A 20,588-nucleotide genomic window follows, 5' to 3' on the forward strand; every position below is an offset into this window, starting at 1 on the left:
GTGCTACATGCGGGGCGCAGAGAGGTTAGTCAAGGCTGGCCGCTGCGTTCGTGATGGCGCGCGCCTCAATCACCACGAAAGCCTGCGCCCAAGGGTGGTCGTCGGTCAGGGTGACGTGGATGATTGCCTCATGACCTTCGGGGGTCATCTCACGCAAACGCTCAGCGGCCCAGCCGGTGACATGCATCACGGGCTGGCCGGTGTTCAGGTTGGTGACGGCCATGTCCTTCCACGCGATGCCCATGCGCAGACCGGTGCCCAGCGCCTTGGAGCACGCCTCTTTCGCGGCCCAGCGCTTGGCATAGGTGCCAGCCGTGTCATGGCGACGTTCGGCCTTGCGCTGTTCGATGTCGGTGAAGACACGATTGCGGAACCGGTCGCCGAACCGGTCGAGCGTGCCCTGAATACGCTCGATATTCGCGAGGTCTGTGCCGATGCCGAGGATCATGCGTTTCGACCCATCTTCTTCAAAAACATCGAATACCCTCTTTTTACACCCAAAATGAACGCATATCGGCACAAAATAAAGGAGACCACACCAACGAGAATCACCTGAACAACAAAACGTGTCAGATAGCCTTCATTCACCGAGATTTCCGGAAAACCGAGATCTAGAACAGCGACAAGAACAATTCCGGCTATGGTTAACAGCCCGGTAAAGACCATGTTTCCAGCAAGCACCCAACTCTTCCAAGACGGCCCACATCGGTTGCCGCGTATGCCTTTGCGCGCCCCATAGAAAAGTGATGCCAGAACAAGTGCCAATCCCATGGAAAAAGGGAACGAAGGTTCGGTCAAATCGAAAGTGCGTTTGATCAGATAGAGTGCGGACAACACCGAAAATACGAGCGCAGAATAGGTAATGTAATCAAGTTTCACCCTACCTTTTGCTACGGTTTTCGCCCGACACTGTTTCAAGCCCGCGCCTCATCCATCAGGCGGCGCATCTCGGCAATGGCGGGGGTGAGGCCGCGGAAGATGGCCTCTCCGATCAGGAAGTGGCCGATATTCAGCTCGCGCACCTCGGGGAAAGCCGCGACAGGCTGCACCGTGTCATAGGTCAGGCCGTGGCCCGCGTGGACCTCTAGGCCCAGGGAATGCGCAAAGGTGGACATTTGGCGCAGACTGTCCAGCTCACGGGTGGCTATGTCTGTGTGGCCCTCGGAGACGGCGTCGCAATAAGCACCGGTGTGCAGCTCGATCACCTCAGCACCGATACGGTGCGCGGCTTCGATCTGGCGCTGGTCGGCGGCGATGAAAATGGACACACGGCAGCCCACGTCGCGCAGGGGAGCGATGAAATGGGCCAGCTTGTTTTCCTCGCGCGCGACTTCCAAACCACCCTCGGTCGTCCGTTCCTCGCGCTTTTCGGGAACGATGCACACCGCATGCGGTTTGTGCCGCAGGGCGATCTGCTGCATCTCGGGCGTCGCAGCCATTTCAAAGTTCAGGGGCACCGACAGCACCTCCATCAGCCCGTCGATATCGGCGTCCGAGATATGGCGGCGATCTTCGCGCAGATGGGCCGTGATGCCATCAGCCCCGGCCTCTTCCGCCAGCTTGGCGGCGCGCAGAGGGTCAGGGTACGCCCCACCGCGCGCGTTGCGCACGGTTGCTACGTGGTCGATATTCACGCCCAGACGCAGGATATTGTCAGACATCGTTTGATTCCTTTGCCGAATTCTGGCCCGAGCCTAGTGGTTTTGGAACCGAAACGGCAGGCTTGGATTCAGCCAACCGCCGGATTTCGTCGAACTTGGCTTTGATCTTGGCCCGGCGGCGCTGCTGATAGGTTCGGATCAACGGCAGGCTCAGGTAGTGACACACAGCCCCGGCGACAAGACCGGGCAGAATCCCCCCAACCAGATAGGGAAAAAACACCTCATCATAAAAGATCCTTAGCCCGTACCAGTCGGCCATGCGGTCGGTGAAGATCGCCAGAAAATTGTTCTTCAGATCGCCGAGCGCACCAGCGAATTTGCCCATCAGACCGTGGGTGTCACCTTCTTCGAATTTGGTACCCAGAATGAAGTGGCCGGTTTGCAGGCTGACAACGCCGATCGGGACATATGTCAACGGATTACCAAAGAATGTCCCACTCAGCGCAGCCAGAATATTGCCATTAATCAACCGCGCCAGAAGGGCGGCAACCACAAAGTGCAGGCTATAAAAGGGCGTGAAGGCAGCAAACACCCCTGCCCCGATCCCACGTGCGATACGTTCCGGGGAATCGGGCAACCGGCGTACACGGTGTTTGACATAGTGAAAGGCTCGGGTCCATCCGCCACGGGGGTAGACGAATTCAGATGCGATCTGGACAGGCGAGCGTCGATCTCGGCGCTTGAATACCACTCCTGATCACCCCTTCTCAGCCAGCCGCCACGGCGGTCTTGGACCTGTCCCTGAACCGTTCCACCGCCGCTACGTCGCTTTCGGCTTCAAGCATCAGCATCAGCGAATGCAGCTGTTCGAGATCACGCAGTTCGACACTGATCAACAATCGGTAAAAATCCGGTTTGCGATCAACGAATTCCAAGTTTGAGATATTGGCCTTTTTCTCGCCAATCAATGTGCAAATACGCCCCAGTACGCCCGCATCATTCCCGATGGTCAACTCCAGCGTTGCACCGTAGACCGCCGGATGGGTTCCGGTATGCCAATGCAGGTCAACCCACCGCTCGGGCTCGCCCTCGAACTCGGTCAGACGATTACAGTCGATGGCGTGAACCACCACGCCTTTGCCGCGATAGGTAATGCCGACGATGCGTTCACCAGGTAGAGGCTGACAGCACGGCGCGCGGTCAAATTTCTGCCCCGGCTCAAGCCCGATCACGGCACGGCGCAAGGGGATGGCGTCGCCTTCGTCCTGCGTTAGTTCTGGGTAAACGGCGCTGACCACATCATGCGCGGTCAGTTCGGCACTGCCTAGCCGGGCCAACAGTTCGTCTCGATCCTTCAGGCGCAAGTGTTTAGCGGCCGTCTCCAGCGCCTTGTCTGTGGCCTTGCGCCCCACATGTTCGAAGCCCGAGCGCGCCAGTTCTTTGCCCAGTTTGATAAAGCGCTCGCGATCCACCTCTCGCAGAGCGCGCCGGATGGCGGTGCGGGCCTTGCCGGTGACAGCAATCTCAAGCCAAGTGACCTGCGGGGTCTGACCGTCCGCGGTGATGACATCAACCGATTGGCCGTTCTTGATCCGGGTCCATAGCGGAACCCTGATACCATCTACCTTGGCGCCAACGCAGGCATGACCGATCCGTGTGTGGATCGCATAAGCGAAATCTATTGGTGTCGCCCCACGCGGCAGTTTCACCACATCGCCCTTGGGTGTGAAGCAGAACACCTGGTCCGAATACATCTCAAGCTTAACTGCTTCGAGGAAATCCTCGTGGTCATCCTCACTATCGAACTGCTCGGTCAGGTTCGCGATCCACTTGGCTGGATCGACTGCAAACGGGTTTTCCGACCGCACCCCATCCCGATAAGACCAATGCGCCGCCACACCCGTCTCAGCCACGTCGTGCATCTGACGGGTACGGATTTGCACCTCGACGCGCTTACCGTCGCGCCCCGACACTGTGGTGTGAATCGAGCGGTAGCCGTTGGATTTTGGCTGGCTGATATAGTCCTTGAACCGCCCCGGCACCGCACGCCAGCGTTGGTGGATTGCGCCCAACGTCCGGTAACAATCTTCTTCCGTCTGGGTGATGATGCGGAACCCGTATATGTCGGACAGGCGCGAGAACCCCTGATCCTTTTCCTGCATCTTGCGCCAGATCGAATAGGGTTTCTTTGCGCGACCAAAGACCTCGGCTTCGATCCCGGCTTTTTCCAGCTCGAACCGCATGTCGCCCGTGATCCGGTGGATCACATCGCCGGTTTCACGTTGCAGAGTGATGAACCGCCGGATGATCGACTGGCGGCCTTCGGGATTCAGCACGCGGAAGGCCAGGTCCTCCAGCTCTTCGCGCATCCATTGCATCCCCATCCGGCCGGCAAGCGGCGCGTAGATATCCATTGTCTCGCGCGCCTTGACGATCTGCTTTTCCGGGCGCATCGCCTTGATCGTGCGCATATTGTGCAGACGGTCGGCCAGCTTGACCAGAATGACCCGCAAATCCTTGGACATGGCCATGAACAGTTTACGGAAATTCTCGGCCTGTTTGGTTTCGCGGCTGGACAGCTGCAGGTTGGTCAGCTTGGTGACCCCATCGACCAGCTTGGCCACTTCATCGCCAAACAGCTCGGACACCTTGCTGTAATTGGCTTTGGTGTCCTCGATCGTGTCATGCAGCAGCGCGGTAATGATCGTGGCATCATCCAGTCGCTGTTCGGTCAGGATGGCGGCAACGGCAACGGGATGAGTGAAATAGGGCTCGCCCGAGTGGCGAAACTGACCTTCGTGCATCTGTTTCCCAAACTCATAAGCTCGGGTTATGCGGTCAGCATTTGTCTTGGGGTTGTAGTTGCGGACCAGCGCAATCAGGTCTTCAGCAGAAATCATCCGGTCCGCACCTTCGTCTTTGGGGATTACCCCTGGCCTTGAGCCTCCATCAGAGCGCGCAGCAGCTTCTCTTCGGACATGTCGTCATCGGCGGGCTTGTCGGATTCCGCACCCATCAGCAGAGCCATCTGATCCTCTTCAGGCTCGTCAACCTCGATCTGGGTCTGGTTGGCCTCGATCAGGCGCTCGCGCAGCTCATCAGCGCTTTGGGTTTCATCGGCGATTTCGCGCAGCGACACGACCGGGTTCTTGTCGTTGTCGCGGTCCACGGTGATCGCGGCACCGGCTGAAATCTCACGCGCACGATGGGCGGCAAGCATCACCAGCTCAAACCGGTTTTGTACCTTGTCTACGCAATCTTCTACCGTCACGCGGGCCATGGGGCGCTCTCCGTTTCTGAATCCATGTCAGGAAGAGGTTTATCTAAGGGCGAATCCCCGCCTTGACAAGCAAGAAATGCTGCAAATGCACCCTTCACAAAGGGGTGACAGAGGCAATTTCATCGGCAGGTAGCTGCGCCAGCATTTCCCGAACGCTCTGACCCAAGACTGGATGCTCCCAATCCGGGGCGATATCGGCCATCGGAACCAGCACAAATGCGCGATCCTGAAGCCGCGGATGCGGCAGAATCAACTGGTCCGGTGCGCGTTGCATCTGGTCATCTTGCGGCAATGTCCTCCAGCGTTCGTACTCCGTCCGGTCGGGCAATACGCCGTCACCAAAACACACCAGATCCAAATCCAGCGTCCGCATCCCCCAGCGCTGAATCCGCTTGCGCCCGAATTCCTTCTCCACCTCATGCAGCAGATGCAGCAATTCGGAAGGCGTCTTTTCTGTCTCAATCAAAGCCGCGGCATTAACATAGTCCGGCCCCGCGCCAGCTGGGAAACACGGTGTCTCAAAAAAGCGGCTGACCGCGCGAATCACCACCCCCTGACGCTTTAGTGCGTCAAGAGCCTTCTCAAGTGTCACCTTGGGCCCATCACCTCTCAAATTGAGATTTGCACCCAGTGCGATCACCGATTCTGACGTAATATTGCGCATTCTACTCCCTATATTCGGTGAATTGCATACTTGCGATACACATTAAAAACACTAATTATAGGCGTATCAGCGCGCCGCCTATTTCCTAAGCTCACTCACGTAACACCCGGCGTTCTGGTAGATACCGGAAGGACCTATTTATGTTTTATAAAGACGAACGGCTAGCGCTGTTCATCGACGGCTCGAATCTTTATGCGGCCGCAAAAGCACTGGGGTTTGACATCGACTACAAATTGCTGCGCCAAGAATTCATGCGTCGCGGCAAGATGCTTCGTGCTTTCTACTACACAGCGCTACTGGAAAATGACGAGTATTCCCCGATCCGACCCCTGGTGGACTGGCTGCATTACAACGGCTTCACCATGGTGACGAAACCCGCCAAGGAATACACCGACAGCATGGGGCGTCGGAAAGTCAAAGGGAACATGGATATCGAACTTACCGTCGATGCCATGGAACTGGCACCGCGCGTTGATCATATCGTGCTGTTTTCGGGCGATGGGGATTTCCGCCCGCTGATTGCCAGCCTGCAACGTCAGGGCGTGCGCGTTTCGGTCGTCTCGACCATCCGCAGCCAGCCGCCGATGATCTCGGACGAGCTCCGCCGCCAAGCCGACAACTTCATCGAGCTGGAGGATCTGCGCGACGTAATCGGCCGCCCTCCGCGTGACGTCCCGATGGAGCCGCGCAGCGTCGCGGCAAGTGGGCAGTAACGCCTCAGGCCCACGCCTGAACGATATTATCTAAATGAAAATCGACACGGTCAGGGCAAAACCCTGACCGCGTTGCTTTAACTAGAAACAGGTGCTGAAACATCTGCTGGATACCACTGATTCATGTCAGATGAATGACACTGTCCTGTCTGGACCATGGCAAGGAAAAGACCTACCTGTGGCCTCAAGGAGTATGTGACATGGATAAGCCCCCTCTGACCTTGTACCTTGCCGCGCCGCGCGGGTTTTGCGCCGGTGTGGACCGGGCAATAAAAATCGTCGAGATGGCCCTGCAAAAATGGGGCGCCCCTGTTTATGTGCGCCACGAGATCGTGCACAACAAGTTCGTGGTCGACGGCTTGCGCGAAAAAGGCGCGGTGTTTGTCGAGGAACTGGACGAATGCCCCGATGACCGCCCGGTGATTTTCTCGGCCCATGGCGTGCCAAAATCCGTCCCGGCCACAGCCGCACAGCGCGAAATGATCTATGTCGACGCCACCTGCCCGCTGGTATCCAAGGTCCATGTCGAGGCGCAACGCCATGCTGAGGCCGGGTTGCAGATGATCATGATCGGCCACAAGGGCCATCCCGAAACCGTCGGCACCATGGGGCAACTGCCCGAGGGCGAAGTTCTGCTGGTCGAAACGGTCGAGGATGTGGCCACCGTTCAGGTGCGCAACCCCGAAAAGTTGGCCTTTGTCACTCAGACCACCCTGTCAGTCGATGACACCAAGGATATCATCGCCGCGCTTGAGGCACGGTTTCCCGCCATCGTCGGCCCGCATAAAGAAGATATTTGCTACGCCACCACCAACCGACAAGAGGCCGTCAAAGCCGTCGCCCCCAGATCCGACGCCCTGTTGGTTGTAGGCGCGCCGAACTCGTCAAACTCACGCCGTCTGGTCGAGGTCGCCGCGCGTGCTGGGTGCGATTATGCCCAACTGGTGCAACGGTCCACTGATATCGACTGGCGGGCGCTGAAAGGAATTTCCTCGGTTGCCATCACCGCCGGAGCTTCGGCCCCTGAAGTGCTGGTCAACGAGGTGATCGACGCATTCCGCGACCATTACGACGTGACGGTCGAGATGGTCGAAACCGCTGTTGAGAACGTTGAATTCAAAGTCCCGCGCGTGCTGCGCGAACCGGCATGAGCGGCATACCAAGAGCCCCGTTATTTCTGGGGCTGGCCGGGCTGATCCCCTTTGTCTGGGGCGCACTGACCTACCTGAATGACGATCTGCACGCTTGGGGTACTCAGGCGCTTGGGGCTCGTTTTGTGGGACCTTATGTGCAGTTGTTCTACGGCTCTGTCATCCTCAGCTTTATGTCCGGCGTGCTGTGGGGTTTTTCGACCAAGACATCTGGTAGCAAGGCGGCGACCTGCTATCTGCTCTCGGTTCTGCCCGCACTTTGGGCCTTTGCGAAAACGGGCGGCGGGCCGGTCGCTGCAGGCACCAACCTGATGTGGGGTTTTGCCGGGTTGCTTTTGCTGGACGCTGTGTTCTCATACTGGCGATTGACGCCGGTCTGGTGGATGCGTCTGCGCATGATGCTGACGGCCGTTGTTCTGGCCTGCTTAGCCGTTGGAGTGTACCTGTGACCGACAAGAGAACGATTGACGCCTACACTGCCCGCGTGGCCGAATATCTGAGCATCCCCCTGCCCCCCGAACAGATCGAAGCCCGCATGGCCTTTGCCGAAGCGGTTGCGGAAGGCGGTTATGTGCTGGATCTCGGTTCCGGCCCCGGATCGGACAGCGCCTTTCTACAACGCGAAGGGCTGCGTGTCCGTGCCCTTGATGCCACGCCCGCCTTTGTCGAACATGCGCAGCAGAACGGGATTGACGCGCGTCTGGGCACGTTTGACGACGTGACGGAAGAGGCTGAATATGACGGCATCTATGCCAGCTTTTCCCTGCTGCACGCCCCGCGCGCGGATTTTGCGCGGCATCTGTCCGCCATCCACAAAGCGCTGAAACCCGAGGGTGTTTTTTTTCTGGGCCTGAAACTGGGCACGGGTGAACATCGCGACGATCTGGATCGCTACTACACCTATTTTTCACAAACTGAAATCGAGGAGGCTATGACAAAGTCCGGGTTCACCATCGACCGGATCACGACGGGCGTGGGTGCCGGCCTTGCGGGTTCATATGACGGTTTCATTCTGGTGCTGGCCCATGCCTGAGCTGTTCGCCTATACGGACGGCGCATGTTCCGGCAATCCGGGCCCCGGCGGCTGGGGGGTTCTGCTGCGCGCGATGGATGGCGACAATGTCCTGAAAGAACGGGAACTCAGCGGCGGCGAGGCCGAAACCACAAACAACCGGATGGAGCTGCTGGCTGCGATCAGCGCGCTAGAAACATTGGAGCGGGCCTCGAAGATCACCGTTGTGACTGACAGCGCCTACGTGAAAAACGGCGTCACGGGGTGGATTTTCGGGTGGAAGCGGAACGGTTGGAAGACCTCGAACAAGAAGCCCGTTAAGAATGTAGATTTGTGGCAGCGGCTGGATGAGGCACAAACCCGCCATGACGTGACCTGGGAATGGGTCAAAGGTCACGCGGGCCATCCTGAAAACGAAAAAGCCGACGAGTTGGCCCGGACGGGCATGGCCCCGTTCAAACCCAAGAAAGCAAAGGCCTAGACGGCGCGCCAAAAGGAATACGCCTGCCATGAAACCACAGTTCTGCTTTGCAGTCAGTTTCGCCCTTATGGCCGGGTGTACCCCATCCTACGACGCCCTGCGATTTGAGGCACAGAGCGACCGGATTGTCGCCTCGGGTACTATCGACCACACGTCCTTGCATGCCTTTCAGGAGGTCATCCGCAGCAATCCGCAGGCTAAAACCCTTGTCCTGCAATATATTGAAGGCTCCGTGGACGATGACGCAAATGTCGTCTTCTCGCGTGTCGTGCGGGAACTGGGGTTTGACACGATTGTTCCGTCGGACGGCATGGTGGCGTCGGGCGGCACGGACCTGTTTCTGGCAGGCAACCGCCGCGTTCTGGAACCTGGTGCCTGCGTTGGCGTGCACAGTTGGGGCGGCTGGAACATCGTGGCCACCGAAATCCCCAAAGACGACCCAGAGCATGACCGGTACCTGGACTACTATGCCGATATCGGTGTTGACCCGGCCTTCTACTGGTACACGCTTAACGCGGCCTCGGCCGAGGACATGCACTGGATGAGCGCGACCGAAGTTGAACGGTTCGCCCTCACGACCCGTAATGTGCCGCAACTTGGATCATCCGCAACCTGCGACGCACGATGACCTCAGCGTGACAGCAACCTGGCTCCGATCTCTTTGACGAATTTCGCAGCCACCATGGCCGTCATCCCATACGGGTCACGATGAGGATTCAATTCGACGATGTCAGCGCCGACCAACTGCCCCTTGAAACGGCGGATCAGGTTGATCACCTCGCGGGTGCTTAACCCACCGGGTTCATGATGCGACACGCCGGGCGCAAAGGCAGGGTCCAACGCATCCAGATCCAGGGAGAGGTAAACAGGGCCATCAAAGCTGATTTCAAGATCGGGGCGCCAGCTTTGCATGTCGATCACTTCGACGCCGAACTTGTCGGCCTGTTCCTGCTGGTGCTTGTTCATGGTACGGATACCAACCTGCACCAGACGGTTGATTGCGCAGGTCTCCATTACCCGCGCGAAGGGGCAGCCATGGCCCAGCGGACCGACTTGCTGACTGTCATACAAGTCGGGATGCGAGTCGATATGCAGGATGTTCAACCCCTCATACCGTTCCGAATGCGCCTTGATCAGCGGATAGGCAACCGAATGGTCCCCTCCCAGAGATAACAGTCGCGCACCGCTTGAAATCCGCGCAGCAGCACCGGCTTCGATCCGGTCGATAGGTTCCTGTCCGATCATCTCGAACACATCCAGGTCGCCTGTATCCTTGAAGCGGTCGGTCGCGCCGAGATCTGTGCCATCCTCTGCGGTCAGGTTAGCGGCTCCGGAATGCAGAGCCTCGCGAATACGACCAGGGGCAAAGGCGGGCCCTTGCAGAAACGAGGAATGAAGATCCAGAGGCACCCCCATAAGTGCGACGTCACCTGGGTTCAGATCCTGTGGCATGGAACACCTTTCAGATAAATTCTGCGGCGATCTGGCCGAATTGATTCCGAAAGGTCAAGAGGTCAACGGCGCAGGTATGTCTGCCAGATCCAGATCACCAACAACGCACCCAAAACCGCACCGACAAAGCCCGACAGCCAGCCCGCTACGGCGATCAATGCACGTAGAAGGAACCCGCCGACCAGCGCGCCAACGATGCCGATCAACATGGTTGTGGGAATATCGGCCTCGATCCGCATCAGTCGTGTCGCCAGAAACCCGGCGGCGGCTCCGATGATGATAAGGGCGATAACGGGCAAGTTATTTCCTCCAATGAGTGGGCACGATGATCAGCGCCCCGATGGATGACAGGACCGCGTCCAGTCCGGGCGGGCCGAAGCTGATGCCAAACATGATGCGCACAAAGTAGAACAGGAACGCGCCGCCCACGCAAATGATGATCGAGGGCAGGTATCCATTGTGGGTAAATCCGGTTTTTTCAGCCAGATACCCCACGATCCCGGCAATCACGACGGTGCCCATCAATATCATGAACATCTGGTTTACTCCGAACTGAGCCGCGTTCCGGACGAAACAGGCCACCCCCGCAAAAAGGTTTCAACATCCTGCGCCCCTTTCCCTGCCCGTTGCAGCCGCAAAAGGTCAACCGCGCCGTCGCCACAGGCCACGCGGAGTGTGTCATTCAGAACCTCTCCCGGAGCGCCCTGCCCAGCGGCCAGCCGAGAGGACAAAAGCTTGACCCGCTCGCCTTCGATCTCGGTCCAGGCGCCGGGGAACGGGGACAGGCCCCGGATTTGCCGGTCAACCTCGGCGGCAGGACGCGCCCAGTCGACGCGCGCCTCGGATTTGTCGATCTTCGCAGCATAGGTCACGCCATCTTCAGGCTGAACCTCAGGGGTCAGGTTCGGCAGCTCCTCCAACGCTTCAACCACCATAGCAGCGCCCATTTCTGACAATCGATCATGAAGCTGCGCTGTGGTTTCCAGCGGCCCAATATCCGTAGCCCGACGCAACAGGACCGGGCCGGTATCCAGCCCGGCCTCCATCTGCATGATGCAGATACCCGTCTGAGCGTCGCCCGCCATGATCGCACGCTGAAGCGGAGCAGCCCCGCGCCAGCGCGGTAACAGGCTGGCGTGAATGTTCAAACAGCCATGTTTCGGCGCATCCAGGATGGCTTGCGGCAACAGCAAGCCATAGGCGACAACGACAGCGACATCTGCGTCCAAGGCCGCAAACGCCGCTTGTTCGTCGGGCGATTTCAGCGAGACCGGATGACGAACGTCGAACCCCAATACCTCGGCCCGTGCGTGAACCGGGGTGGGACGGTTCTTTTTGCCACGCCCTGCTGGGCGGGGCGGCTGGCAATAGACGGCGGCGATTTCATGTCCGGCCGCGACCAGCGCGTCCAGCACCGGCACCGAGAAATCGGGCGTTCCCATGAAGATGATGCGCATGAGGGGGCTCCGGTGGTTGGGGTAAGCGCAGGGCAGACGCCTGGGGCTATCCGAGTTTCTTGGCTTTGCGTAACAGCATGTCTCGTTTGACCTTGCTGAGACGATCGAAATACATCCGCCCGTTCAGATGGTCGATCTGATGCTGCACGCTGGTGGCTTCGATCCCCACAAAGTCACGACGGTCGATCATGCCCTGTTCGTTCAAGAACTTTACCGTCACCGCGCGCGGGCGCTTCACCTTGGCCGAGACGCCGGGCAGGTTCGGGCTGGCCTCATCATGTTCGCGAAGTTCAACGGAACTGTGCAGGATTTCCGGGTTCGCCAGACGCACGGCCCGGCCCCGCTCGGTCGAGCCATCCACCACGGCCAGCCGCAACATCACCCCGATCTGAGGCGCGGCGAGGCCGACGCCGGGCATCGCTTCCATCGTGTCGATCATGTCGTTCCAGATGGCGCGAATTTCATCGGTGACCTCTGCCACGTCTTCCGCCTTGGTGCGCAGACGTTTGTCAGGCCACGGCAGACAGGCGCGGACCGTCATGCGCGGGCCTTTTCGCGTTTCAACTTTTGCATTTTGCGCGTGATCATCTGGCGTTTCAGCGGTTTGAGATAGTCGATGAACAGCTTACCGTTCAGATGGTCGATCTCATGTTGCACACAGGTGGCCCAAAGGCCGTCGAAGGTTTCCTGCTGCGCGTTGCCGTCGCGGTCGATCCAGGCCACATCCACGACTTTGGGACGGGTGACCTCGGCATATTGCTCGGGGATCGACAGGCAACCTTCCTCGTACACATTCGTTTCGTCGGACGACGCGATGATCTCGGGGTTGAACATGATCAACGGGCGCGGGGCCTCGCCCTCTTCCTTGACGCAATCCAGCACGATCAACCGATCCAGCACACCGATCTGCGGCGCGGCCAGCCCGACGCCGGGCGCGTCATACATCGTCTCCAGCATGTCATCGGCCAGCTTGCGCAGCTCATCCGTCAGATCGGCCACGGGGGCACAGACCTTTTTCAGGCGGGGGTCGGGATGGATCAGAATAGTGCGTTTCATGAAGTTGATTTAGGCCATCGCGCGACCCGCCGCAACGCCCCCCTTGCACCTGCCGCGATTGTGGCTAGCTTTCGTCGCGACAGATGGAGATGACATGACGTTCAACGACCTCACCGACCGCCGGGGCACCAACAGTTCAAAATGGGACAAGATGGAGCGCCTTTATGGCATTTCGCCAGACGACGGGCTGGCCATGTGGACCGCGGATTCTGATTATCGCACAGCGCCTTGCGTGATTGATGCCGTGCAGCAGGCCGTCGATCACGGAGTGTTCGGCTATTCCTGGATGCATCCGGACTATCTGGCTTCGGTCCAGTGGTGGATGGTAAATCGCCACGGGTGGGAGATTGACACAGATTGGGTCCTGACGTCGCAGGGGTTGGGCAACGCGATCGCCCTGTGTCTGGATGTCTGGTCTCAGCCGGGCGACGGGATTGTGATCTTCTCCCCTGTTTACCATGAGTTCGCGCACAAAGTGAACAAATCCGGCCGCCGCGTGGTCGAATGCCCATTGGTGCGTGATGGTGAAAGCTATGCCGTTGACCTCGAGGATGCGCAATCGCGACTGGACGGGTCGGAAAAGATGCTGCTGTGGTGCTCACCGCAGAACCCCTCGGGCCGGGTCTGGACACCGGACGAGCTGCGCGCGGTCGCGGCGTTTGCCGAACGGAACGGGCTGATCCTGGTGTCGGATGAGATCCATCATGATCTGGTCTATCCCGGCAGCACCTTTGTGCCGATGGATGTTGCAGCACCTGATGCGCGCCCTTGGACGGTGACCCTGACGGCGGCTTCCAAGACCTTCAACATCGCCGGTCAACGCACCGGGAATATGATCATTCCCGATACTAAGCTGCGCGCGGACATGCGCCACCGCATTCAGGCGCTGGACTATGACCCCAGCGCGCTAGGTGTGGCGATGATCACCGCCGCCTACACGCCCGAGGGCGCCGCATGGGTCGACCAGCAGGTCGCGCATCTGGACGGAAACCGCAAACTGTTCGACGCGACGATTGCTGAAATCCCCGGCCTTTGGTCAATGCCGTTGCAATCCACTTATCTGGCCTGGGTCGATTTTTCGGGCACAGGCATGGACCATGCCGAGTTCACCCGGCGTCTGCGAGAAGATGCCAAAATCGCCACCTCACCCGGCCCCGGCTTCGGAGCAGGCGGAGAAACCTTCGAGCGTTTCAACCTTGCTACTCAGCGCAGCCGTGTCGAGGACGCATGCGCCCGGCTGAAGCGTGCTTTTGCAGATTTGCAGTGATCGGAAGGCCCGGCGGTCTGTCCGTCGGGCATCCCGTTAGTCCTTATGGCCTAGCAGCGCGATGGGCGCATCCGGCGCACGGTAGAAATCCAAAGGAGCCTTATCCGAGGCGGCAGTGCTACGCTTGAACTCATACCGCATCTCACCCGCCTCATCTTCGTCAGCGATGATCAGGCATTGGTACAGATGGTTCGCACCGTCATAGATATCGACCAACCCGCGCAATTTCGGCGTCGTTGCGGCCTCAACCGTGAAGCCGTCTTTCCACAATCTCAGAATTTTATATGTATTGTCGCCGATTTCGACACGAAGGCGGCTGGTCTTTTTCAACCCCGCGATTCGCGCCGCATCCAATTCGGCGCTTATTTCCTTAGAAACATAGGTCGTCATAACAATTTTCCCCCGCAGTACATACTATTGTGAGCAACTCTTCGTAAAAATCCAATGAAGCTGAGAACCTGAAACAAACCGAATTCAATCTGTTGCGCGGAAATCCCGGATCGACCTGTGCAATGACGCAGGCAAGATGCGCGCGCCCTCGCATGGAACCGACCCGAGCGACACCCTATGTTTGCCGAAATCGGATTTCGGAGGGACAAAGATGGGCCTGTTGGTCGACGGCAAATGGCACGACACTTGGTATGACACCAAATCCACCGGCGGCGCGTTCAAACGCAGCGCAGCGCAGTTCCGCAACTGGCTGACCGCCGATGGCAGCGCGGGCCCCTCGGGCAAGGGCGGGTTCAAGGCGGAAGCTGGACGCTATCACCTCTATGTCAGCCACGCCTGCCCCTGGGCGCATCGCACCCTGATCTTCCGGGAACTCAAGGGGCTAAGCAATCTGATCTCTGTCTCGGTCGTGCACCCGGATATGCTGGACAAGGGCTGGAACTTTCAGCCAGACGACAAAGGCGCAACCGGGGATGATCTGTACGGGCTGGACTATGCCCATCAAATCTATACCATGGCGGACCCGTCATATTCCGGCCGTGTCACAGTGCCGATCCTTTGGGACAAGGAGCAGGAAACGATCGTCTCGAACGAAAGTTCAGAGATTATCCGTATGTTCAATTCGGCCTTTGATGGCATCACGGGCAATAACGACGATTACTGGCCCGAGACGATGCGCGATGACATCGAAGCGGTCAACGCCCGGATCTATTCCGACGTGAACAATGGCGTCTACAAATCCGGCTTCGCCACCAGCCAGGCCGCCTATGACAGCGCTGTTGGGCCGCTATTCGATACGCTGGATTGGCTCGAAGATCGCCTGTCCCAAAACCGCTATCTGATGGGGGATCGCATCACCGAGGCCGATTGGCGCTTGTTCACGACCCTGATCCGGTTCGATCCGGTTTATCACCTGCATTTCAAATGCAACCGGCGGCGGCTGATCGACTATCCGAACCTATGGGCCTATACGCGCGAACTGTATCAATGGCCCGGCATCGCGCCGACAGTGAACATGGAGCACATCGTGCGCCACTACCACTACAGCCATGAAAGCATCAATCCGCACCGCATTATCCCGACCAACCCGGTGCTGGATTACGGGGAACCGCATGGGCGCGGTCAGCGACCCGCCGCGTAGTGTTCGACCATCGCCGCCAGATCCTCTGGCGGCGTTCCGCTTTGCACATAGGCGCACGCATTGGGGCTGTGGGCAAAGATGGACCCGTCCGAGAAAAAGGTGGTGTTCGTGACGAAGATCACCCTCGCCTCAGGGCGGCGATAGCTGGCGAAATCAGCCACGGCCAGCGCGCTGCCTGCCTCCAGCACCAAATCCAGCACGATAATGTCAAACGCGACCCCGTAAAGCGCGAGGATCGCGGCCTCTTGCCCGGCGACAAGCGTGACCTCAGCGCCTTGACGTTCAAGGTGCCGCTTCCAGACCCGACCTAGGTCGGGATTACTCTCAACAATCAAAACATTCATAAGTAACAACCTCGGCACATGAAGTGGTGAACGGTGCCGACCCCTGAGTTTGTGATCACGCCAATTCCTTAACAAAGGGTTAACGCTGTTTTCCGGTTGCCGCCGAGGCACGGATTCGCTTGTGCAAATGGCGAAAATCCGCTTGAAACGGGCCGAAATCGGCGATTCCGGCGAGACCCTAATGACAAGCTCTGACAAAAACTTGAACCCGCGCGCGCGCCGCGACCATGGCGGAGGGCTGGATGACGCCATTCAAACCTATGGCGGATCGCGGCAAGACTGGCTGGACCTGTCGACCGGAATCAACCCGCAGCCCTACCCGGTGTCTGACCTGAGTGCCGAGGATTGGACCGCCCTGCCCGACCACGGCGCGTTCGAGCAACTGACCAACGCGGCCCGCCAATTCTGGTCCGTGCGTGATAACGCCGCGATTTTGCCTGCGCCCGGCGCCTCGGCTTTGATCGCCCGCATTCCGGCCTTGGCGCCGCAGGGGCGGGTTCAGATCACAACCCCCACCTATAACGAGCACGCCGCCGCCTTTTCCGCGCAAGGCTGGAGCGTTCAGCCCGAAGGTCCAGCCGACGCGCGTGTGATCGTTCACCCCAACAATCCCGATGGTCGCTATTGGACCGATGCCGACGCCAACGCGCCGCTGACCATCATTGACGAGAGTTTCTGCGATGTCGCCCCCGAAGCCTCGCTGATCCATCTGGCCGAGCGGCCCGGCGTGATCGTGCTGAAAAGCTTTGGCAAGTTCTGGGGGTTGGCCGGGCTGCGCCTTGGCTTTGCCATCGGCGACCCAAAGCTGATCGCACGGCTGAACGATCTGACTGGCCCATGGGCGGTCTCGGGTCCTGCTTTGCGAATTGGCGCGCGGGCTTTGCAAGACACCGATTGGGCCGCAGCCACCCGACGGTATCTTCAGCAAGGCGCGGACCGGCTGGATACCCTCGTGACGGGTCAGGGTGCCTGTTTGGTCGGGGGTACACCGCTCTTTCGCCTTTACTCCGTCGAAGACGCCGCGGAGTGGCAGGACCGTCTGGCCCGCGCCCTTATCTGGAGCCGTATCTTCCCCTATTCGACAACTTACTTGCGTCTGGGCTTGCCACCAGCAGACGGTTGGGCCCGGCTTGAGGCGGCATTGTGAGCACCGCCTTCCTTCTGGTCTACGCCCTCTGTCTGGATGCGGCCCTGGGCGAGCCCGACTGGCTGTGGTCGCGGGTGAAACACCCCGCCGTCGTGATCGGCAACCTTATTGGCTGGCTTGACAAACGCCTCAACCACGGTGCGCAACGGCGTCTGAAAGGTGTCGCGGTTGTCGCCTTGTTGGTGTGCGGCGCATTGATTATTGGGCGCGCGCTGACCCTTCTGGGACCAGTAGTCGAAATAATCGCCTGCGCCATTCTGCTGGCTCAGAAGTCATTGGTCAGCCATGTGCGCGATGTTGGTGCCGGTTTGGCCGTCTCGCTGGAAGACGGGCGGGGGAAAGTGGCGATGATCGTCTCGCGCGATACACGCGACATGACGCAGGCGCAGGTCGCGCGGTCAGCGATCGAAAGCGCGGCCGAAAACCTCAGCGACGGGGTCATCGCGCCCGCTTTCTGGTTTCTTCTCGGCGGCCTGCCCGGTCTGCTGGTTTACAAGGCCGTAAACACCGCCGACAGCATGATCGGCTACCGCAGCGAAAAATACCGCGACTTCGGCTGGGCTTCGGCACGGTTGGACGATGTACTTAACCTGATCCCCGCCCGCCTGACCTGCGTGATGATCGTGGCGCTGTCGGGCCAATGGGCGCGCTGGCCTCAGATGGTCGCGGATGCCCGCCGCCATATCTCGCCCAACGCTGGCTGGCCTGAGGCCGCCATGGCCCGCGCCTTGAACGTCGCCCTGGCTGGACCGCGCAGCTATGACGGGCAGCTGCGCGATCTGGCCTGGGTCAACGGCGACGCCCCACGCGATATCGGCGCGTCAGAGGTTTTCCGCGCATGCGACATGCTCTGGCGGGTTTGGGGGCTTGCGCTTGGCCTCGTGTCGGTGTCGGTTGGGGTCAGCTTCATTTTCTGACGGACCCGTTTCATGCGTTTGCTCTCTGGCCTTATAGCCGCCGCTCTTTTCGTGTCACCCGCCTTTGCCCAATGCGGAGGCAGGTTCAACGCCTTTGTCAAAGGCCTGAAATCCGAGGCCTTGCAACAGGGCTTTGACCGCGCCACCGTCGACGCCTTCTTCAAAGGCGTTCAGCAAGACAGCGCGGTGCTGAAAGCTGACCGCGCGCAGGGCGTGTTCCAGAAACCGTTCATCGAGTTTTCGCGCCGCCTGATCTCGCAAAACCGCATTGATCGCGGGCAGGCTATGTCGCGCAAATATGACGCCGTGTTTGACCGGATCGCACGCGACTACGGCATCTCACGCGGCGTACTTTTGGCCTTCTGGGCGTTCGAGACCGATTACGGTGCCTTTCAAGGCGATTTCAACACCCGCAATGCGCTGGTTACGCTGGCCCATGACTGCCGTCGGCCCGAGCTGTTCCGTCCGCAGATCTTCGCTGCCATCGAATTGTACGCGCAGGGCAATTTCGACCCCGCCCGCACCACCGGGGCTTGGGCCGGAGAAATCGGCATGGTCCAGATGCTGCCCCGCGATATTCTTGAGAACGGCGTGGACGGGGATGGGGACGGCAAGGTCTCGCTGAAAACCTCCGCTCCGGATGCGCTGATGTCGGGGGCCAAGATGCTGTCGGGTCTGGGATGGCAACCGGGTCAGCCTTGGCTGCAAGAGGTCACTGTGCCCGGCGAAATGGATTGGTCCCTGTCCGGCCCCGGCAAATCGCGCCCGGTGTCCGAGTGGCAGGCGATGGGCGTTCAGGCCCGCAGCGGGTCGCTGTCCAACCTGCCCGCCTCGCTGATCCTGCCGCAGGGGCATAAAGGGCCCGCCTTTCTGGCCTATCCGAATTTCGACGTCTATTTCGAATGGAACCAGAGCTTTACCTACGTCCTGACCGCCGCCTATTTCGGCACCCGCCTTGAGGGCGCACAGATCTATGACGCGGGCAACCCGGCGCAGGGCTTGTCGGGCGCGCAGATGAAGCAGCTACAGAGCAAACTTCAGGCACGCGGCCATGATGTGGGCAAGATCGATGGCATTCTGGGAGCCGGAACACGGGCGGCGGTGCAAGCTGAGCAACAGCGACTGGGTCTGCCAGCAGATGCGTGGCCGACGGTGGAGCTGCTGGGTCGTTTGTGAAGCGGCGTCTGGTTTGAGTCCAAAGCGGACAAAGTCATTGCAAAATGATATGCTCCTAGGAGCAGAGGCGATTGTGCGTGCAGGAACCGAACTTTACGGAGGACGGAAGAATGATCATGCGCATTTTTCAGGTCGTGACTCGGCCGGGGAAAGAGCAAGAGTTCAGCAAGTTCTTCCATGAAACAGCGATCCCCTTGATGAGAGGCACCAAGGGCATCGTTCAAATATTTCCTGGGGCCGCGCGCACCGACACACCCCGAGACTTCAGCTTTGTCATGGTGTGGGAAAATTTAGAGTCACTTAAGGCGTTTGTCGGCGAAGACTACCAGAGTCCTCACATCGACCCCGCGGAGGCCGAATTGGTCGAGTCGCGTTCGATCAAACACTATGAGCTGGTCGATTAAAGACGATGGCGTGAATTCAAACAACAACTTGGGGGAAGCAATGATCAAGGGGAAATGCGGCTGCGGAACCGTAACGTATCAGATGACGACACCACCTATGTTCGTCCATTGCTGTCACTGTAGCGAATGCCAGCGACAAACCGGAGCGGCTTATGTCTTGAACGCCATTATTGAGGCTGACCGCGTAGAGCTTGAGGGGCCGACCACTGAACATGAACTTTCCACCCCAAGCGGCAAAGGTCAGATTATCACGCGTTGCAAGAATTGCGGCGTCGCCGTGTTCAGCAGCTACATGATCCGTCTTGGCAAGTTAAAGTACGTGCGTGTTGGAACATTGGACAACCCGGATAAGTGTCCTCCGGATGCGCAGATTTTCACGAACAGCAAACAAGCTTGGGTACCACTTAGCGAAGACATTCCCGCCTTTGAGGAGTTTTACAAATTCGATGAAGTGTGGCCCCCGAGTTCGCTAAAACGTTTGGAGACCGCGCTTTCCTGATGGATCAGTTACTCTGGCCTCACCGGATAACGATCCCCTTTTTCGTCAATCAGCACCAACCGCTCACCACTGCGCACATACAGATCGCACCTGCTGAACCCATTACGATAGGCGATGCAGACGCTGCCGTCCTCGGCGATGGAATAGGTGCCAAAGGCGGCGTCTCCGCTGGCGTAGGTGTAGGAATAGGCCCCTCCGGCCGAGAATTTTGCCTGACCGTCGTCAAAAAATGTCAGCGTGCGTCCGGCCAAAGCGTCCAGCTCTTCGGGCGACAGGGGGACGTCTCCGGGTTTCGTGGGCCATTCGGCGGCAAGGGCGGGGCCAGCGGTCAGCAAGGCGAGGATCAATAGTCGCGTCATGGGAACAGTCTAGACCG

General features: G+C 59.1%; 29 protein-coding genes. 13 read left to right on the forward strand and 16 right to left on the reverse strand.

What is annotated here, in order from left to right:
* Positions 1 to 25 precede the first annotated feature (25 nt).
* From acpS to folK, 7 genes are all read right to left on the reverse strand, one after another.
* On the reverse strand, positions 26 to 448 hold the full coding sequence (gene acpS, locus GOV80_RS20190) for a holo-ACP synthase (RefSeq protein ID WP_170787283.1): 423 nt from the start codon (positions 446 to 448) through the stop codon (positions 26 to 28).
* The gene (locus GOV80_RS20195) at positions 445 to 879 is read right to left on the reverse strand and encodes a hypothetical protein (protein ID WP_170787285.1); all 435 of its coding nucleotides are present in this window, start codon (positions 877 to 879) and stop codon (positions 445 to 447) included. Before GOV80_RS20195 ends, acpS begins: the two co-directional genes overlap by 4 nt.
* A 35-nt stretch (positions 880 to 914) precedes the next feature.
* Entirely contained in the window at positions 915 to 1,661 is a 747-nt protein-coding gene (locus GOV80_RS20200; RefSeq protein ID WP_170787287.1) for a pyridoxine 5'-phosphate synthase, read from the reverse strand.
* Positions 1,654 to 2,352: a DUF2062 domain-containing protein gene (locus GOV80_RS20205; protein ID WP_170775320.1), complete on the reverse strand. Its 699-nt coding sequence runs from the start codon at positions 2,350 to 2,352 to the stop codon at positions 1,654 to 1,656. The genes GOV80_RS20200 and GOV80_RS20205 overlap by 8 nt, the downstream gene beginning before the upstream one ends.
* Before the next feature lie 16 nt (positions 2,353 to 2,368).
* Positions 2,369 to 4,501, reverse strand: coding sequence for a RelA/SpoT family protein (locus tag GOV80_RS20210; RefSeq protein WP_170775318.1), 2,133 nt, complete (start codon positions 4,499 to 4,501; stop codon positions 2,369 to 2,371).
* Between the two features lie 26 nt (positions 4,502 to 4,527).
* A complete protein-coding gene (gene rpoZ, locus GOV80_RS20215; RefSeq protein ID WP_170356736.1) occupies positions 4,528 to 4,881 on the reverse strand; it encodes a DNA-directed RNA polymerase subunit omega in 354 nt (117 codons plus the stop codon).
* A gap of 94 nt (positions 4,882 to 4,975) precedes the next feature.
* Positions 4,976 to 5,545, reverse strand: a complete 570-nt coding sequence (gene folK / locus GOV80_RS20220; protein ID WP_170787289.1) for a 2-amino-4-hydroxy-6-hydroxymethyldihydropteridine diphosphokinase — start codon at positions 5,543 to 5,545, stop codon at positions 4,976 to 4,978.
* A gap of 140 nt (positions 5,546 to 5,685) precedes the next feature.
* On the opposite strand from folK, the gene GOV80_RS20225 reads away from it, so the two are divergent.
* From GOV80_RS20225 to GOV80_RS20250, 6 genes are all read left to right on the forward strand, one after another.
* The gene (locus GOV80_RS20225) at positions 5,686 to 6,258 is read left to right on the forward strand and encodes a LabA-like NYN domain-containing protein (RefSeq protein WP_170775314.1); all 573 of its coding nucleotides are present in this window, start codon (positions 5,686 to 5,688) and stop codon (positions 6,256 to 6,258) included.
* A 200-nt stretch (positions 6,259 to 6,458) separates the two neighbouring features.
* On the forward strand, positions 6,459 to 7,409 hold the full coding sequence (gene ispH / locus GOV80_RS20230; RefSeq protein ID WP_170787291.1) for a 4-hydroxy-3-methylbut-2-enyl diphosphate reductase: 951 nt from the start codon (positions 6,459 to 6,461) through the stop codon (positions 7,407 to 7,409).
* Positions 7,406 to 7,858 carry a DUF3429 domain-containing protein gene (locus GOV80_RS20235; RefSeq protein WP_170787294.1) on the forward strand — a complete coding sequence of 151 codons (453 nt, stop codon included), beginning with the start codon at positions 7,406 to 7,408 and terminating at the stop codon, positions 7,856 to 7,858. Before ispH ends, GOV80_RS20235 begins: the two co-directional genes overlap by 4 nt.
* Positions 7,855 to 8,442: a class I SAM-dependent methyltransferase gene (locus GOV80_RS20240; RefSeq protein WP_331252145.1), complete on the forward strand. Its 588-nt coding sequence runs from the start codon at positions 7,855 to 7,857 to the stop codon at positions 8,440 to 8,442. The genes GOV80_RS20235 and GOV80_RS20240 overlap by 4 nt, the downstream gene beginning before the upstream one ends.
* Complete coding sequence (gene rnhA, locus GOV80_RS20245) at positions 8,435 to 8,902, forward strand: ribonuclease HI (RefSeq protein ID WP_170775307.1); 468 nt, start codon at positions 8,435 to 8,437, stop codon at positions 8,900 to 8,902. Before GOV80_RS20240 ends, rnhA begins: the two co-directional genes overlap by 8 nt.
* A gap of 28 nt (positions 8,903 to 8,930) precedes the next feature.
* Positions 8,931 to 9,530 carry a COG3904 family protein gene (locus tag GOV80_RS20250; protein WP_170787297.1) on the forward strand — a complete coding sequence of 200 codons (600 nt, stop codon included), beginning with the start codon at positions 8,931 to 8,933 and terminating at the stop codon, positions 9,528 to 9,530.
* Between the two features lie 2 nt (positions 9,531 to 9,532).
* On the opposite strand, the gene speB is transcribed toward GOV80_RS20250, so the two are convergent.
* From speB to def (GOV80_RS20280), 6 genes are all read right to left on the reverse strand, one after another.
* The gene (speB, locus tag GOV80_RS20255) at positions 9,533 to 10,354 is read right to left on the reverse strand and encodes an agmatinase (RefSeq protein WP_170787299.1); all 822 of its coding nucleotides are present in this window, start codon (positions 10,352 to 10,354) and stop codon (positions 9,533 to 9,535) included.
* A 62-nt stretch (positions 10,355 to 10,416) separates the two neighbouring features.
* Complete coding sequence (locus GOV80_RS20260) at positions 10,417 to 10,653, reverse strand: GlsB/YeaQ/YmgE family stress response membrane protein (protein ID WP_170787301.1); 237 nt, start codon at positions 10,651 to 10,653, stop codon at positions 10,417 to 10,419.
* Between the two features lies 1 nt (position 10,654).
* Positions 10,655 to 10,891: a hypothetical protein gene (locus tag GOV80_RS20265; protein ID WP_170775300.1), complete on the reverse strand. Its 237-nt coding sequence runs from the start codon at positions 10,889 to 10,891 to the stop codon at positions 10,655 to 10,657.
* A gap of 5 nt (positions 10,892 to 10,896) precedes the next feature.
* Positions 10,897 to 11,811, reverse strand: a complete 915-nt coding sequence (gene fmt, locus GOV80_RS20270) for a methionyl-tRNA formyltransferase (protein ID WP_170787303.1) — start codon at positions 11,809 to 11,811, stop codon at positions 10,897 to 10,899.
* A 46-nt stretch (positions 11,812 to 11,857) separates the two neighbouring features.
* A complete protein-coding gene (gene def, locus GOV80_RS20275; RefSeq protein ID WP_170787305.1) occupies positions 11,858 to 12,352 on the reverse strand; it encodes a peptide deformylase in 495 nt (164 codons plus the stop codon).
* Positions 12,349 to 12,867 (reverse strand): peptide deformylase, encoded by a 519-nt coding sequence (gene def / locus GOV80_RS20280; protein WP_170775294.1) that lies wholly within the window; start codon positions 12,865 to 12,867, stop codon positions 12,349 to 12,351. Before def (GOV80_RS20280) ends, def (GOV80_RS20275) begins: the two co-directional genes overlap by 4 nt.
* Positions 12,868 to 12,961: 94 nt before the next feature.
* On the opposite strand from def (GOV80_RS20280), the gene GOV80_RS20285 reads away from it, so the two are divergent.
* Positions 12,962 to 14,134 (forward strand): MalY/PatB family protein, encoded by a 1,173-nt coding sequence (locus tag GOV80_RS20285; RefSeq protein WP_170775292.1) that lies wholly within the window; start codon positions 12,962 to 12,964, stop codon positions 14,132 to 14,134.
* A gap of 36 nt (positions 14,135 to 14,170) precedes the next feature.
* Here GOV80_RS20285 and GOV80_RS20290 read toward each other — a convergent pair whose 3' ends face one another.
* Positions 14,171 to 14,524: a hypothetical protein gene (locus tag GOV80_RS20290; RefSeq protein WP_170775290.1), complete on the reverse strand. Its 354-nt coding sequence runs from the start codon at positions 14,522 to 14,524 to the stop codon at positions 14,171 to 14,173.
* A gap of 211 nt (positions 14,525 to 14,735) precedes the next feature.
* On the opposite strand from GOV80_RS20290, the gene GOV80_RS20295 reads away from it, so the two are divergent.
* On the forward strand, positions 14,736 to 15,725 hold the full coding sequence (locus GOV80_RS20295) for a glutathione S-transferase family protein (protein ID WP_170787307.1): 990 nt from the start codon (positions 14,736 to 14,738) through the stop codon (positions 15,723 to 15,725).
* Here the strand turns inward: GOV80_RS20295 and GOV80_RS20300 are convergent.
* Positions 15,707 to 16,069, reverse strand: a complete 363-nt coding sequence (locus GOV80_RS20300; RefSeq protein WP_170775286.1) for a response regulator transcription factor — start codon at positions 16,067 to 16,069, stop codon at positions 15,707 to 15,709. The genes GOV80_RS20295 and GOV80_RS20300 overlap by 19 nt on opposite strands.
* 181 nt (positions 16,070 to 16,250) lie before the next feature.
* Between GOV80_RS20300 and cobD the strand changes: the two genes are divergently transcribed.
* The 5 genes from cobD (at position 16,251) to GOV80_RS20325 (ending at position 20,212) form a co-directional block, all read left to right on the forward strand.
* Positions 16,251 to 17,216 carry a threonine-phosphate decarboxylase CobD gene (gene cobD / locus GOV80_RS20305; protein WP_170787309.1) on the forward strand — a complete coding sequence of 322 codons (966 nt, stop codon included), beginning with the start codon at positions 16,251 to 16,253 and terminating at the stop codon, positions 17,214 to 17,216.
* Positions 17,213 to 18,133, forward strand: a complete 921-nt coding sequence (cbiB, locus tag GOV80_RS20310; protein WP_170787311.1) for an adenosylcobinamide-phosphate synthase CbiB — start codon at positions 17,213 to 17,215, stop codon at positions 18,131 to 18,133. The genes cobD and cbiB overlap by 4 nt, the downstream gene beginning before the upstream one ends.
* 12 nt (positions 18,134 to 18,145) lie before the next feature.
* Complete coding sequence (locus GOV80_RS20315; RefSeq protein ID WP_170787313.1) at positions 18,146 to 19,309, forward strand: lytic murein transglycosylase; 1,164 nt, start codon at positions 18,146 to 18,148, stop codon at positions 19,307 to 19,309.
* 110 nt (positions 19,310 to 19,419) lie between these two features.
* Positions 19,420 to 19,713: an antibiotic biosynthesis monooxygenase family protein gene (locus tag GOV80_RS20320; protein ID WP_170787315.1), complete on the forward strand. Its 294-nt coding sequence runs from the start codon at positions 19,420 to 19,422 to the stop codon at positions 19,711 to 19,713.
* Positions 19,697 to 20,212 (forward strand): GFA family protein, encoded by a 516-nt coding sequence (locus GOV80_RS20325; protein ID WP_237215958.1) that lies wholly within the window; start codon positions 19,697 to 19,699, stop codon positions 20,210 to 20,212. The genes GOV80_RS20320 and GOV80_RS20325 overlap by 17 nt, the downstream gene beginning before the upstream one ends.
* A gap of 8 nt (positions 20,213 to 20,220) precedes the next feature.
* Here GOV80_RS20325 and GOV80_RS20330 read toward each other — a convergent pair whose 3' ends face one another.
* Positions 20,221 to 20,571, reverse strand: coding sequence for a hypothetical protein (locus tag GOV80_RS20330; RefSeq protein WP_170775278.1), 351 nt, complete (start codon positions 20,569 to 20,571; stop codon positions 20,221 to 20,223).
* Positions 20,572 to 20,588: the final 17 nt, after the last annotated feature.

The sequence above is a fragment of the Ruegeria lacuscaerulensis genome (genome assembly GCF_013034685.1).
GTDB classification, from domain to species: domain Bacteria; phylum Pseudomonadota; class Alphaproteobacteria; order Rhodobacterales; family Rhodobacteraceae; genus Ruegeria; species Ruegeria lacuscaerulensis_B.

What these genes read in the sequence shown, in the direction of transcription:
- acpS (WP_170787283.1), bottom strand. Translation starts at nt 448, where the DNA reads ATGATCCTCGGCATCGGCACAGACCTCGCGAATATCGAGCGTATTCAG.
- GOV80_RS20200 (WP_170787287.1), bottom strand. Translation starts at nt 1,661, where the DNA reads ATGTCTGACAATATCCTGCGTCTGGGCGTGAATATCGACCACGTAGCA.
- GOV80_RS20210 (WP_170775318.1), bottom strand. Translation starts at nt 4,501, where the DNA reads ATGATTTCTGCTGAAGACCTGATTGCGCTGGTCCGCAACTACAACCCC.
- rpoZ (WP_170356736.1), bottom strand. Translation starts at nt 4,881, where the DNA reads ATGGCCCGCGTGACGGTAGAAGATTGCGTAGACAAGGTACAAAACCGG.
- folK (WP_170787289.1), bottom strand. Translation starts at nt 5,545, where the DNA reads ATGCGCAATATTACGTCAGAATCGGTGATCGCACTGGGTGCAAATCTC.
- GOV80_RS20225 (WP_170775314.1), top strand. Translation starts at nt 5,686, where the DNA reads ATGTTTTATAAAGACGAACGGCTAGCGCTGTTCATCGACGGCTCGAAT.
- ispH (WP_170787291.1), top strand. Translation starts at nt 6,459, where the DNA reads ATGGATAAGCCCCCTCTGACCTTGTACCTTGCCGCGCCGCGCGGGTTT.
- GOV80_RS20235 (WP_170787294.1), top strand. Translation starts at nt 7,406, where the DNA reads ATGAGCGGCATACCAAGAGCCCCGTTATTTCTGGGGCTGGCCGGGCTG.
- rnhA (WP_170775307.1), top strand. Translation starts at nt 8,435, where the DNA reads ATGCCTGAGCTGTTCGCCTATACGGACGGCGCATGTTCCGGCAATCCG.
- GOV80_RS20250 (WP_170787297.1), top strand. Translation starts at nt 8,931, where the DNA reads ATGAAACCACAGTTCTGCTTTGCAGTCAGTTTCGCCCTTATGGCCGGG.
- speB (WP_170787299.1), bottom strand. Translation starts at nt 10,354, where the DNA reads ATGCCACAGGATCTGAACCCAGGTGACGTCGCACTTATGGGGGTGCCT.
- GOV80_RS20265 (WP_170775300.1), bottom strand. Translation starts at nt 10,891, where the DNA reads ATGTTCATGATATTGATGGGCACCGTCGTGATTGCCGGGATCGTGGGG.
- fmt (WP_170787303.1), bottom strand. Translation starts at nt 11,811, where the DNA reads ATGCGCATCATCTTCATGGGAACGCCCGATTTCTCGGTGCCGGTGCTG.
- def (WP_170787305.1), bottom strand. Translation starts at nt 12,352, where the DNA reads ATGACGGTCCGCGCCTGTCTGCCGTGGCCTGACAAACGTCTGCGCACC.
- def (WP_170775294.1), bottom strand. Translation starts at nt 12,867, where the DNA reads ATGAAACGCACTATTCTGATCCATCCCGACCCCCGCCTGAAAAAGGTC.
- GOV80_RS20285 (WP_170775292.1), top strand. Translation starts at nt 12,962, where the DNA reads ATGACGTTCAACGACCTCACCGACCGCCGGGGCACCAACAGTTCAAAA.
- GOV80_RS20290 (WP_170775290.1), bottom strand. Translation starts at nt 14,524, where the DNA reads ATGACGACCTATGTTTCTAAGGAAATAAGCGCCGAATTGGATGCGGCG.
- GOV80_RS20295 (WP_170787307.1), top strand. Translation starts at nt 14,736, where the DNA reads ATGGGCCTGTTGGTCGACGGCAAATGGCACGACACTTGGTATGACACC.
- GOV80_RS20300 (WP_170775286.1), bottom strand. Translation starts at nt 16,069, where the DNA reads ATGAATGTTTTGATTGTTGAGAGTAATCCCGACCTAGGTCGGGTCTGG.
- cobD (WP_170787309.1), top strand. Translation starts at nt 16,251, where the DNA reads ATGACAAGCTCTGACAAAAACTTGAACCCGCGCGCGCGCCGCGACCAT.
- GOV80_RS20315 (WP_170787313.1), top strand. Translation starts at nt 18,146, where the DNA reads ATGCGTTTGCTCTCTGGCCTTATAGCCGCCGCTCTTTTCGTGTCACCC.
- GOV80_RS20320 (WP_170787315.1), top strand. Translation starts at nt 19,420, where the DNA reads ATGATCATGCGCATTTTTCAGGTCGTGACTCGGCCGGGGAAAGAGCAA.
- GOV80_RS20325 (WP_237215958.1), top strand. Translation starts at nt 19,697, where the DNA reads ATGAGCTGGTCGATTAAAGACGATGGCGTGAATTCAAACAACAACTTG.
- GOV80_RS20330 (WP_170775278.1), bottom strand. Translation starts at nt 20,571, where the DNA reads ATGACGCGACTATTGATCCTCGCCTTGCTGACCGCTGGCCCCGCCCTT.